We start from the raw sequence: 13,103 nt of genomic DNA on the forward strand, positions 1-13,103 counted from the left end.
TCCGGTCTCTCAATATTGCCGCCACCAGAAATTGGGAGATGCAAAGAGCATTCGTCATATTATCGTGCTATTTTGAATGATCTGTCAGCGGAGAGAACCATGTCCGGACTGTTTAAAATCCTGTTTTGCAGCGCAAGCCTCGCCGTTTTGTCCCTGCCCGCCTATGCTGATTACACCCTGACCATCCTCCACACCAATGATACGCATTCACGTATTGAGGAGGTCAATAAATATGACGCGACCTGCTCAGCCAAAGAGAGTGCGGAACAACAATGTTTCGGCGGTATGGCACGGTTGAAGGCGGCCATTGATACAGAACGCGCCAAGACAGACAATGTGCTGGTGCTGGATGCCGGTGATCAGTTTCAAGGCTCGCTGTTTTTCACCACCTATAAAGGAACGGACAATGCCGAGTTCATGAATGCCATCGGCTATGATGCCATGGCGCTCGGCAATCACGAGTTCGATCTCGGGCAAGAAGGGCTGGTGCCTTTTCTGAATGATATCCGGATACCGGTTCTGTCAGCCAATATTGAAAGCACTGCCACCTCGCCTATACATGGCAAATTTGCGCCTTATCTGATTAAAACTGTTGGCGGTGAAAAAATCGGCATCATCGGCCTGACGACACCGGATACCGTGGCAATTGCCCGCCCCGGTAAAGATATGCGCTTTCTCGATGCCAAAGAGACACTGCAACGCACAATCCCTGAGCTGAAACAGCAGGGCGTCACCAAGATCATCGCCCTCACCCATCTGGGCTATGATGTGGATCAGCAACTGGCGGCAGAGCTGGATGATCTGGATGCTATTGTCGGCGGACACAGCCATACATTGCTTGGCGACAATGCACGTGCTTCCGGCCCTTACCCTACTCTGGTCAAAAATCCGTCCGGTAAAATGGTGCCCGTCGTTACGGCTTATGCCTATACGCAATATCTGGGCAGGCTGGTGCTGAATTTTGATGATGAGGGCAATCTCAAAACCGCCTCCGGCTCACCGCTGCGCCTTGATGCCTCGATCAAACCGGATGAACAATTGGCACAGCGCATTGCAGAAATGGCCAAGCCGATTGAAGAGCTGAAAAACCGGCGCGTTGCAGAAACCGCCAAGCTGATTGATGGTTCCGCTGTCAGCTGCCGCACGCAGCAATGCCCGATGGGCGATCTGGTGACCAATGCCATGCTGGATCGTGTCCGCGATCAGGGGATTACTGCCGCATTGATTAATGGCGGTGCGTTGCGCGCATCCATCAAGGCCGGTGAAGTCACAATGGGCGATGTGCTTGTCGTATTGCCATTCCAGAATACGGTAGCAACCTTCCAGATCAAAGGCAGTGATTTACGCGCAGCACTGGAAAACGGTGTCAGCCAGATCGAAAAAGGTAGCGGCCGTTATCCGCAGGTCTCCGGCATTAAATTTACAACCGATATCGCCAAACCTGCGGGGCAGCGCATCGGCACAGTTGAAATACAGAACGCCGATAAAAACTGGCAGTCTCTGGATGACAATAGGTTTTACGGCATTGCTGCAACCGATTATCTGCGCACCGGCGGCGACGGCTATACGATGATCGCTGAGAAAGCTGAAAAGGCTTATGATTACGGCCCCGCGCTGGATCAGGTTGTTGCGGAGTATTTACAGGCACATTCACCTTATTCCGGTGAAGTCCAACAACCCGCCAAACGACCGGAGTCGAAAGTTACAACAACCTATGTCATCAAAAAGGGTGACAGTTACTGGTCAATTGCCGAAGCGCTTTATGGTAACGGCATGAAATGGAAACAACTGTTTCAGCAGAACCGGCATTATAAACCCCGCCACCTGCCGGTTGGTGCAAGTTTGAAAACCGGCGCTCCTGCTTCACCTTAACAATTATAATTTGAGTTCTGTTCTCATATTATAGTTATATTCTGGCCATGCCGGACAGAATACTGTTATGATAGGTAAAATTTATTCGGCAGCTTTCGTTGATCCGGAATTCTGACAGTCTCCGGACAAGTCTGGCACCGGCACAACAGGAAGTTGCCTCATCAGGATAGAGACAAAAACATGCATGATGATGTGATGAGCCAATCCGCGATCGCCCAGCCGGTGCAAGCAAAACCTGTGCTTGAAAAAACGGGCGTTATGCTGATCAATCTGGGTACCCCTGATGGCACTGACCGCACATCTATGCGCCGCTATTTGCGTGAATTTCTGATGGACTCCCGCGTAATCGAATGGCCGAAAGCAATCTGGTATCCGATCCTGTTCGGCATTGTGCTCAATACACGCCCTAAAAAATCCGGTGCCCTTTATGATCGCATCTGGAATCGCGAGCGTAATGAATCGCCGTTGCGCACCTATACGCGCTCACAGAGTGATCAGCTCGGCACACGCCTGTCCGATCTCGGCAATGTGGTCGTGGACTGGGCTATGCGCTATGGTCAGCCATCGATTGAAGATGTGCTGACACGCCTGCGCGAACAGGGTTGTACCCGTATTGTCGCCTTCCCGCTCTATCCGCAATATTCCTCCTCAACGACCGGCAGCGTGATTGAAAAGCTCAATGATGCGCTGAACAAGCTGCGTTTTATGCCTGCTGTTCGCACCGTGCCGTCCTATCAGCATGAGCCGGTCTATATTGACGCGCTGGCACGTTCGATTGAGGAACATCTCGCCAAGCTCGATTTCGAGCCACAGGTGGTGGTAGCATCCTATCACGGTATTCCCCAAAGCTATGCACGCCGCGGTGATCCGTATCCGCAACAGTGTCTTGAAACCACACGTCTGCTACGCGCTCGCCTCGGCTGGGATGAGAACAAGCTGATCAGCACCTTCCAGTCTCGTTTTGGTCCTGAGGAATGGCTGCAGCCTTATACAGATAAAACCATCGAAGACATGCCGAAAAACGGCATTAAATCTGTCGCCGTTTTCAATCCGGGCTTTGTTGCAGATTGCCTTGAAACCGTGGATGAGATCGGTAACGAAGCCGCCGAAGCATTCCACGAAAACGGCGGTGAAAACTTCAGTCACATTCCGTGCCTCAACGATACTGACCTTGGTATGCGCGTTATCGAAGATCTCGTGCGCCGCGAATTGCAGGGCTGGGTCTGAGGCATTTTTAAAATACCGCCATTATATTTTCCGGCCGATTAAAAAGGAACCAGAATGGAATTCGGAGCAAATCTTGCCCTGTTGATTTTAGCCGCAGTGGTTATTCTTACACTGTATGCCGGTATTAAAATTGTGCCTCAGGGTTCCAATTTTACTGTTGAGCGTTTTGGCCGTTACACCCGCACTTTGTCGCCGGGTCTTAACATGATCGTCCCGTTTTTCGATCGCGTCGGCGCACGCCTCAACATGATGGAACAGGTGCTTGATGTACCGACACAGGAAGTGATTACCCGCGATAACGCCACCACATCGGTGGATGCAGTGGCTTTCTTTCAGGTGCTGAATGCAGCACAGGCGGCCTATCAGGTTTCTGATCTGCAATATGCAATCCTCAACCTGACCATGACCAATATTCGTACCGTTATGGGCTCGATGGATCTGGATGAGCTGCTTTCCAACCGCGACACCATCAATGACCGTCTGCTGCGCGTGCTGGATCAGGCAGCCCATCCTTGGGGCATCAAGATCACCCGCGTTGAAATTAAAGACATCAACCCGCCGAAAGATCTGATTGATTCCATGGCGCGCCAGATGAAAGCCGAGCGCGATAAACGTGCGCAGGTTCTGGAAGCAGAAGGTGACCGTAATGCGCAGATTCTGCGTGCGGAAGGTCTGAAACAGTCGCAGATTCTCGAAGCGGAAGGTAAGCGTGAAGCGGCCTATCGTGAGGCGGAAGCCCGCGAACGTCTGGCAGAAGCGGAAGCCAAAGCGACGACCATGGTATCCGAAGCGATTGCGCAGGGTGACGTGCAGGCTCTGAACTATTTCGTAGCGCAGAAATATACGGATGCGCTCGCTGAAATGGCATCAGCCAAAAACCACAAGGTTATCATGATGCCGCTTGAAGCCACATCGCTGATCGGCTCACTGGGCGGTATCGGCGCGATTGCCAAAGAGGTTTTCGGCAATTCCGGTACAGGCAGTGAACAGACTGCACCATCTGCGGCACCGCGCAAAGCACCGGCAAAAGCAGCCCCTGCCCGTAATGATGGCACAACCCGCAGCGGTTCTGCCGATTATGTCTCGGTTCCTAACCACATTATCGGTAATCGCGTACCACCGACAGGATCACGCTAATGCCGGACATGCTCGCAGCATTGGGTATCTGGAACTGGGTTATTCTCGGGCTGCTTCTGTTGTTTCTTGAACTGGTTACACCCGGTATTTTCCTGATCTGGATCGGCCTCGCCGCTCTGGCAACCAGCTTGTTTGCATTTACCGGCCTCAGCTTTATAGCAAGCTGGCAAATGCAATTGCTGCTTTTCATGATCTTGTCGGTGATCTTTGTCCTGATCGGGCGCAGATATTTCAATCCACGGGCACAAAACAGTGATGAGCCGCTTCTCAACCGCAGAGCCGATCAACTGATCGGCATGCGGACAACTTTGGAAGAGCCTATTGTCAACGGTCATGGCCGTGCCCGTTTTGATGACACATTGTGGCGGGTAACCGGCGCGGATTTGCCGGCCGGCACAACAATCATTGTCCGGAAATATCTCGACGGCTTATTGCAGGTTGAAGAAGTGAAATAAAAAAAGCGGCTGAAAAGCCGCTTTTTCTTTATCCGAAGCAGTGCCGGTTTACGCAACACCGGCACGCAACAGGTCGTGAAAATGTACCAGTCCGACAGGACGATTTTCTTCAACCACAATCACGGCACCAATCCGCGCTTCATTCAACAATGCCAGTGTAGCGCCCAGCAACTGATCAGGGCTGACGGTCTTCGGTGAGCGGGTCATAATATCATCGACCTTCAGTGTCGCCATCGGACGGTCAACATTCCGCGTCAGATCACCATCAGTAATAATGCCTGCGAGGGTGCCATCTTCATTCTCGACAATCACACAGCCAAAATGCTTATGCGAATGAATACGCATAGCCTCCGGCATCGGGGTGCCGGTTTTAACCAATGGCAGTTCATCACCACGATGCATAACATCTTTAACGTGAGACAGGCTCGCACCTAAAGAGCCGCCCGGATGGAACACGCGGAAATCACTGGCCGTAAAGCCGCGTCGTTCCAGCAGTGCCAGTGCCAGTGCATCACCAATAGCCAGCTGCATCAGTGTGGATGTGGTCGGTGCCACACCATGCGGGCAGGCTTCCGCCACTTTCGGCAGCAGCAGCAGCACATCAGATTCACGTCCAAGCGTGGAATGTTCACCGGAAGTCAGCGCAATCAGCGGTACTTTGAAACGGCGGGAATAGCTGACAATCCCTTTAAGTTCAGCGGTTTCACCGGACCAGGACAGCGCCAGAATAACATCATTGTTGCTGACCATACCGAGATCGCCGTGATTGGCTTCTGCGGCGTGAACAAAAAATGCAGGCGTGCCGGTTGAAGCAAAAGTTGCTGCCAGCTTGGAGCCGATATGACCGCTTTTGCCGATACCGGTAACAACCACACGCCCCTTCATCGAGGCAATCGCTGCGACGGCACGCTCAAACGGCTCTGAAAGACCGTTTTGTAACGCCTCTTCAAGCGCGCTCATACCCGCCTTTTCAACGGCAATGGTATTCAGGGCGGAGCGGATAGCTGGGCTGTGATTGCTCAATGGACTTCTCTCACTTTATTCATCCGGCAAATATTGCTTCTTCTATATAGAAACCGGAACTGCATTCTGCAAAACGAATTATGAGGTAAAACTTTACGCCTTGCCTGTCCAGCCTGTCCTTACACCGAAACCCGGCACATTCATACTCAAGCAAAAGCATGCTCTGAAGAGTGTGAAGAGGTTTTCGGGCTAAAATGCACGCAGAATAAAAAAGCAAAAGCTAAAAAACTGAATAGTCCCAACCGATTACACCAAAAGAAACCTTGTATTAACCATAAGCATTTACCGTCAGTCATTAAGCCTGCCCTGTGCAGGCATTTTCTGATTCCGATTCATTTCTGGCAGGACAATGAAAAAAACAGCCGATACGGGTCACTTTACCCCGCTCACGCTTCGCGGTCTGCACACAGCAGCCCTGCTTGCAGGCGTTGTGCTGTTTGCAATTTCCACCACATCACAGGCACAGACCGTAACGGCAGAACCTTTGCCGGATGTTGCTAATATTACTTATGACGCCAATGGCCGTATTATTGAGCAACCGACAGCCCCAACAGCTACCCCTGTCCTCAATACTGCAACCATTCCTTTGTCCGATGACATGGGTGGTTTACGCACAGGTCCGGCGGAGAGCGACAGAGCTACCCGCGAAGGCCGCGAGAACTTGCCGGAAGGCTCGGTTGACGGTCGCCCGCGCGCGCCTTTTGAAGCCGATCCGTTTGAGCCGCAGGGGCTTCGTGCCGGCAGCTTTATTCTGCGCCCGTCACTCGATCAGGGTATCCGCGCCACCAGCAATGCTGATAACAGCGCCTCAGGCAGTAGCGGTGTCTTATCTGAAACCGCATTGCGTCTTAATGCACGCTCAGACTGGGCAAGCCATTTAGCAACTTTGGACGCGACAGGCATTTTCGAGAAGAACCTGTCCGGTCAATATGTCTCTAATCCGCGCGGGCAGATTGATGCTGCATTGCGGTTGGATATGAGCGATGACACACGGCTGAATTTTGGTCTCGGCTATTCGATCAATCGTGAAGATGCATCCGATCCGAACGGCATCAGCGCAGCCCGCACGCGTCCTTTGGTACACAATTTATCTGCCCAGGCCGGCGTTGAGCGCGATATCGGTAAGATTTTTGCCCGTGCCGTCGCACGTGTCAATAATACCCGTTATGGCAATGCCAAACTTTTCAACGGCGATCAGCTGGATCAGAGCGACCGTAACAATACCTATGTCAGTATGACCCTGCGCGGCGGTTTTGAAGTCAGCGCGATTATCCGTCCATTTGCGGAAGTGGAAGTCGGTCGCCGCATTTATCAGAACGATAATGGTCTTGATCGAAATGCCACTCAGCTCGGTCTGCGCACCGGTTTACAGATCAATAGCGGCGAAAAACTCAATGGCGAGTTTTCTGTCGGTTATATTGGCGCACGAAGCGAAGATGACCGTCTGCGCGATACCGGAGGTCTGTCACTCGATGCAGCCATGAACTGGTCACCGCAGCGTGGCACAGATGTGCAGTTTGGCTTACGCACCTATCTCGACAGCAGTCCCGATATTGGCGGTAATTCATCTATCCTCTATCTGGCGAATATCAATGTCACCCGCATGATCCGTGCAGATCTCAGCCTCAATGCACGGCTGGATGCATCCGTCCGTGACAATCGCGACGGCAGCGGTACCGATTACGGTATGGGAGCAGAAGCTGGAGCAACCTACTGGTTCAACCGCTTCTTCGGTGTGGACGGTAAATTGCGCCATGAATTTATCAAGAGTGATGTGGCCAGCCGCGACTATCAAAGCAACAGCGTCTATCTCGGCGTAAAACTGCGCCGCTGATCACACCAAACACAATAAAAAAGCCGGTCAGTGACCGGCTTTTTTTATTTCATCATGACAATTTAATTGTCTTCAGCAATTCATCAATGCTGACTTCAACCAGCGGACGGATATCATGGCGCCACAGGGCAAAAGCCACATTCGCCTGAATAAAGCCTTCCTTGGAACCGCAGTCAAATGTACGGCCCTGATAATTAAAGCCGTAGAATTCCTGCTCTTTCGCCAGTTTCAGCATGGCATCAGTCAGCTGAATTTCATTACCGGCGCCTTTTTCCTGTTTGCTCAGCAGTTCAAAGATTTCCGGCTGCAGAATATAACGGCCATTGATATAAAGATTAGACGGCGCAGTGCCTTTGGCAGGCTTTTCAACCATCTGATTGATTTCAAAGCCATTGCCGATTGCATTGCCTTTACCGACAATACCATATTTATGCGCTTCTTCCGGATCACATTCCTGAACGGCAATCACATTACCGCCGGTCTGCTCATAAAGCTCAACCATTTCCTTGAGACAGCCTTTTTTCGACTGCATCACCATATCCGGTAACAGCAGTGCAAATGGCTCATTGCCAACGATTTCGCGGGCACACCATACGGCATGGCCTAATCCCAGCGGCACCTGCTGACGGGTAAAGCTGGTGGTGCCGGGTTGCGGCTGCAATTCCTGCATATGGTTCAGCTCATTGAGCTTACCGCGTTCCTGTAGTGTTGTATAAAGTTCAACCTGAGCATCAAAATAATCTTCGATAACCGCCTTATTACGGCCGGTCACAAAAATCAGATGTTCAATACCCGCTTCGCGCGCCTCATCAACCACATACTGAATGACCGGCTTATCGACGACAGTCAGCATTTCTTTCGGAACCGATTTTGTGGCTGGCAGGAAACGTGTCCCCAGTCCGGCGACAGGAAAAACTGCTTTGCGGATTTTTTTAACTGAACTCATGTCATTTCCCGTTTTTATCCGGTTTCACCCCGATGATAACATCAGGCTGACCGGTCGTATTTTTAAGATGGCGAAGCTGTAGAACAGTCGCCGCTCAAACCCGATTTATAAAAGGCATTACAACCAAACTATGAAAAAAGCCTGTATTATCTAAAGTTTACGGTCACATTTCATGTGCGATTATTAATGGATTTGACCGCAGCAATAGATACCCGATTGTCTTCATATCCGGTTCATGAGGAATGCAGTATTTCGAATAAGCAGGAATTACAGAGATATAGGGAATGCCTGTCCGGATTGTCCTTCACACAATCCGGACAGGATTTTTACCCGTTCTTAATTCTGAGATCGCATGGTAAACTAAATGCTAACTTCCGTGTGGCATAAAGAATGAACTTAGAGCGTATCCGGAAGAAATGTGAAGCACTTTTATTTCCGGTGTTCAGTTCACTATTGGTCGCATTCTCGTGCCCCCGACATATTTGAAGAATATTGTTTGTTTACGAAATGCCAAGGTTTTTATTCAGGGAGAAAAGCATGCTTCGAACCCATATTTTCAGTAGCCGCCTGTGGAAGACAGCCGCGACAACAGCTTCCGCTGTTGCCCTGTCGCTCATGCTCTCAACAGGATATGCTTCTGCAGACGCAAAATTCCGTCAATGGGTTTCCGGCTTCCGGCCTGTAGCACTCCAGAGCGGCATTGCTCCGGCCACATTTGACCGCGCTTTTGCCGGTGTGAATGAAATTGATCCGGAAGTGCTGCAAAAAGCCCGTTATCAGCCTGAATTCACCTCACCGGTCTGGGATTATATTGACAACCGCGTCAATGAACATTCCATCGGTACCGGTCAGGCCATGGCGCGTAAATATAGTAAAGCGCTCAATGCGATTGAAAAGCAATATGGGGTCGACAAAAACGTGCTGCTGGCCATCTGGTCGATGGAAACCGGCTATGGCGAAATGATGCAGCGTCCGGATGTGATGCGCGATGCGATCCGCTCGCTTGCAACACTGGCTTATGCTGACCAGCGCCGCGCAAAATATGCCCGTACACAGCTGATTGCCGCGATGAAAATCCTTCAGACCGGTGATATCGACCGCAGCCATCTCAGTGGCTCATGGGCGGGCGCTATGGGACATACTCAGTTTATCCCGACCAGCTATCAGGCCTATGCGGTTGATTTTGACGGCAACGGCAAACGCGACATCTGGAATTCCGTTCCCGATGCGCTGGCAACCGCCGCCAATCTTTTGCGTAAAAACGGTTGGCAGCCAGGCCGCACCTGGGGCTATGAAGTGGTTCTGCCAGCTTCCGGTAAGTTCCCATCGGGCAGTCTGAGCATTGCCGACTGGCGTCGTCTTGGCATTGTACGTGCCAATGGTCGTCCTTTCCCGAGCGATGCTGAAAAAGCCACGCTTAAAGTTATGGACGGACGCAGCGGCCCTGCCTTCCTGATGACCAAAAACTTCTTCGTCATCAAACGCTATAACAATGCCGATAAATACGCACTCGGCGTTGGTCTTCTGGCCGATCGCGTTGCCGGTTATCAGGGCCTGGTTCAGGACTGGAACCGTCCTTTCACCCCGATCACCATGAAAGAGCGTGAAGAACTGCAAGGCCATTTGCGTGCACTCGGCTATTATGACGGCAAGATTGACGGCAAAATCGGCTCCAGTTCACGTAAAGCGATTGAAGCTTTCCAGCAGCGCAACGGGCTGCAAACCGACGGCCACCCGAGTAAGGAAGTGCTGAGCGTCTTACGCCGCCGCTAAACGGATACAATCTTCAGGCCGGTTCATCCGGCCTGATTTTTTTGTGCAACGGAGATCCGTTTGCAGCATCATACTAAAAAGTGAAGAATGGATATGCACGGTCAGACAATTTTACCCAGAGCTTTTTCAGGTAAAACCTGCCGGATCGTTCTGGCTGTCTTATGTATTTTATCTGTTTTGCTAAGTATGCCGGAAATTGCACAAGCTCAGGAAACCACCATTCAGCTTGCCCAGCAGCAGCAGCCGCCACAACAAAAGCGGCGTACATTATTTGATATGCTGTTTGGCAATTCCCGTGAGCGACAGCCGCAGCAAAATACTGTTCGTCCACCTGCGCAGCAGCAGCAACAACAACGGCGCACCACAACTCCGGTTAAGAAAAAGCCGGTCGTCGCCAAACCAAAACCTGTGATCGCCGCGCCGCCACCCGCACCTGTTATTGTCAAAAACCCTGATGCCGCTAAAATTCTGGTCATCGGTGATTTTATTGCCGGCGGGCTGGCTGAAGGTTTAACGGAAACCTTTGCAGAAGCCGCTGATCTGCAAGTCATCAACCGCAGCAACGGCTCATCCGGTTTTGTCCGTCAGGATTATTATAACTGGAGTAAGGAACTGCCTGCTATTCTGGCAGAGCAAAAACCCACTGTCATCGTCATGATGATCGGTGCCAATGACCGCCAGACCTTAACCCAAAAAAGCATCAGTCTTGCACCCGATACGGATGAGTGGAAAAAACTTTATCAGGCGCGTGTGGACGAGTTTTTGCAGGTCTCAGCCAAATCCGGTATCCCTGTCATCTGGGTCGGGCAGCCTCCCTATCAATCCGCGGCACTTTCCCAGACCATGCTGTCTCTGAATACGATTTATAAACAAGCCGTAGAACAGACGCCTGCCAAAGACGGCACAGCGAAAGCGGTTTTCGTTGATGTCTGGGATGGCTTTGTTGATGATAAGGGCGGCTTCACCCAAACCGGTGTTGATGTGAATGGTCAGACGGTGCGCCTGCGCGGCAATGACGGGATTAATATGACAGCAGCGGGCAAACTGAAGCTTGCTTTTTATGTTGAGAAACCGCTGCGCCAATTATTGAAACCGGCACCATCCGAAACAGCCCCGACTGACAACAAAAGCAATGAGCCAATGGCCATGCCGGTTCAGAAAGAAATCACCCGCATCGGACCGATGAAGCTCAACGATCTTGATCAATCCAGTGATGATGTTTTGTTGGGCGATACAACCAGTACTGCAAAAACCTCCGCGCCCCGTGCAGAAAACAAACCTGCTCCGCTCGGACGCGCGGATAATTTTCACTGGCCAAGACCTTGAGCTTTTAACCAGCGTTTATGACGGAAGCAGGCTGGCACCCATCAATTGCAGATCAATAGCCCGCGCAGCCTGTCTGCCCTCACGGATAGCCCAGACAACCAGCGACTGACCACGGCGCACATCGCCCGCAGCATAGAGCTTCGGCACCGATGTGTGACAATCCGTTTCATTGGCCAGCACGCTCTCCCCGCCTCGGGCATCTTTCCTGAGTTTCAGCTTGTCACCTAATTCCGGCAAAACACCCTGCTTTGCAGGACCACTGAAACCAAGGGCAATGAATGCCAAATCAGCCTGCAAAATGAATTCAGAACCGGCAATCGGTTTGCGTCGTTCGTCCACTGCACTGCAAAGCACATGGGTCAGTTGGTCGTCTTCGCCGCCAAAGCCAAGTGTTGCTACCTGAAACTCACGCACAGCGCCTTCCGCCTGACTGGACGAAATACGGATCTTTGTCGCCCAATAAGGCCACACGCCGAGCTTATCTTCCCGTGCCGGTGGTTCAGGACGAATATCCAGCTGCGTTACCTGTACTGCGCCCTGCCGGAACGCTGTTCCCACACAGTCAGAGGCAGTATCACCACCGCCAACAACCACAACGCGTTTGCCGGCAGCCGAAATACTGTCTTCCAATGCCCATGCACGCGACTGTTCATCTTCCCCTGCAACTCGGCGGTTCTGTTGCACCAGATAAGGCATGGCATCATAAACACCGTTTAAATCAGATCCCGGCAAAGCCGGATCGCGTGGTGTTTCCGCACCGCCGCAATAGAGCACAGCATCATAATCTTTGAGCAATTGCTTGACCGTAATGTCCTTACCGATTTCCACAGCGCAATGGAACGTCACGCCTTCGACTTCCATCTGGGCGATACGTCGGTCAATCAGGTGCTTTTCCATTTTAAAATCAGGAATACCATAGCGCAGCAAACCACCCGCACGGCTTTCTCGCTCATAGACATCAACACCGTGACCAGCCCGTGCAAGCTGTTGTGCAGCGGCGAGACCTGCCGGACCCGAGCCGATAATCGCAACACGTTTGCCGGTCTTAACAGCCGCGATTTGCGGTTGTATCAACCCCAGTTCAAAAGCCTTGTCGGCCAGTGCCTGCTCAACGGTTTTGATCGCCACCGGCATATCTTCCAGATTGAGCGTGCAGGATTCTTCGCACGGCGCAGGGCAAATCCGCCCTGTAAATTCCGGAAAATTATTGGTGGAATGGAGATTGGCAATCGCCTCTTCCCACTGCCCCGCATAAACCAGATCATTCCAGTCCGGAATCTGATTATTCACCGGACAACCACTGTCACCGCTTTTATCGCCATGGCAAAATGGCACACCGCAATCCATGCAGCGTGCAGCCTGCTTCTGCACTTCGGGCTCACTCATCGGCAGAGTGAATTCACGAAAATGCCTGATACGATCTGATGCCGGCTGATATTGTGCAACCTGCCGGTCGATCTCCAGAAAACCTGTAACTTTACCCATTTTAAAAACCTGTTCTTTTCTGGAG

At 51.6% G+C, this 13,103-nt stretch carries 10 protein-coding genes; 7 read left to right on the forward strand and 3 right to left on the reverse strand.

Features of this window, described 5'->3' with window-relative positions:
• The first annotated feature begins 99 nt into the window (after window positions 1–99).
• From DFR47_RS14060 to DFR47_RS14075, 4 genes are all read left to right on the forward strand, one after another.
• Window positions 100–1,872 carry a 5'-nucleotidase C-terminal domain-containing protein gene (locus DFR47_RS14060; protein WP_113945056.1) on the forward strand — a complete coding sequence of 591 codons (1,773 nt, stop codon included), beginning with the start codon at window positions 100–102 and terminating at the stop codon, window positions 1,870–1,872.
• A 180-nt stretch (window positions 1,873–2,052) separates the two neighbouring features.
• Complete coding sequence (gene hemH, locus DFR47_RS14065) at window positions 2,053–3,099, forward strand: ferrochelatase (protein WP_113945057.1); 1,047 nt, start codon at window positions 2,053–2,055, stop codon at window positions 3,097–3,099.
• Window positions 3,100–3,153: 54 nt separating this feature from the next.
• Window positions 3,154–4,236, forward strand: a complete 1,083-nt coding sequence (locus DFR47_RS14070; RefSeq protein ID WP_113945058.1) for an SPFH domain-containing protein — start codon at window positions 3,154–3,156, stop codon at window positions 4,234–4,236.
• Complete coding sequence (locus DFR47_RS14075) at window positions 4,236–4,691, forward strand: NfeD family protein (RefSeq protein WP_113945059.1); 456 nt, start codon at window positions 4,236–4,238, stop codon at window positions 4,689–4,691. Before DFR47_RS14070 ends, DFR47_RS14075 begins: the two co-directional genes overlap by 1 nt.
• A gap of 48 nt (window positions 4,692–4,739) precedes the next feature.
• Here DFR47_RS14075 and DFR47_RS14080 read toward each other — a convergent pair whose 3' ends face one another.
• Entirely contained in the window at window positions 4,740–5,714 is a 975-nt protein-coding gene (locus DFR47_RS14080) for a KpsF/GutQ family sugar-phosphate isomerase (protein WP_245416571.1), read from the reverse strand.
• A gap of 349 nt (window positions 5,715–6,063) precedes the next feature.
• Between DFR47_RS14080 and DFR47_RS14085 the strand changes: the two genes are divergently transcribed.
• Window positions 6,064–7,548 carry an outer membrane beta-barrel protein gene (locus tag DFR47_RS14085; protein WP_113945060.1) on the forward strand — a complete coding sequence of 495 codons (1,485 nt, stop codon included), beginning with the start codon at window positions 6,064–6,066 and terminating at the stop codon, window positions 7,546–7,548.
• Window positions 7,549–7,600: 52 nt separating this feature from the next.
• On the opposite strand, the gene galU is transcribed toward DFR47_RS14085, so the two are convergent.
• Window positions 7,601–8,494 (reverse strand): UTP--glucose-1-phosphate uridylyltransferase GalU, encoded by an 894-nt coding sequence (gene galU / locus DFR47_RS14090; RefSeq protein WP_113945061.1) that lies wholly within the window; start codon window positions 8,492–8,494, stop codon window positions 7,601–7,603.
• Window positions 8,495–9,001: 507 nt separating this feature from the next.
• On the opposite strand from galU, the gene DFR47_RS14100 reads away from it, so the two are divergent.
• Window positions 9,002–10,267, forward strand: a complete 1,266-nt coding sequence (locus DFR47_RS14100; protein WP_374788395.1) for a lytic murein transglycosylase — start codon at window positions 9,002–9,004, stop codon at window positions 10,265–10,267.
• Between the two features lie 87 nt (window positions 10,268–10,354).
• Complete coding sequence (locus tag DFR47_RS14105) at window positions 10,355–11,593, forward strand: SGNH/GDSL hydrolase family protein (protein ID WP_113945063.1); 1,239 nt, start codon at window positions 10,355–10,357, stop codon at window positions 11,591–11,593.
• 15 nt (window positions 11,594–11,608) lie between these two features.
• Here the strand turns inward: DFR47_RS14105 and DFR47_RS14110 are convergent, their stop codons facing one another.
• Window positions 11,609–13,078 (reverse strand): glutamate synthase subunit beta, encoded by a 1,470-nt coding sequence (locus DFR47_RS14110; protein ID WP_113945064.1) that lies wholly within the window; start codon window positions 13,076–13,078, stop codon window positions 11,609–11,611.
• Window positions 13,079–13,103 lie beyond the last annotated feature (25 nt).

It is taken from the genome of Pseudochrobactrum asaccharolyticum, from assembly GCF_003314995.1.
GTDB classification, from domain to species: domain Bacteria; phylum Pseudomonadota; class Alphaproteobacteria; order Rhizobiales; family Rhizobiaceae; genus Pseudochrobactrum; species Pseudochrobactrum asaccharolyticum.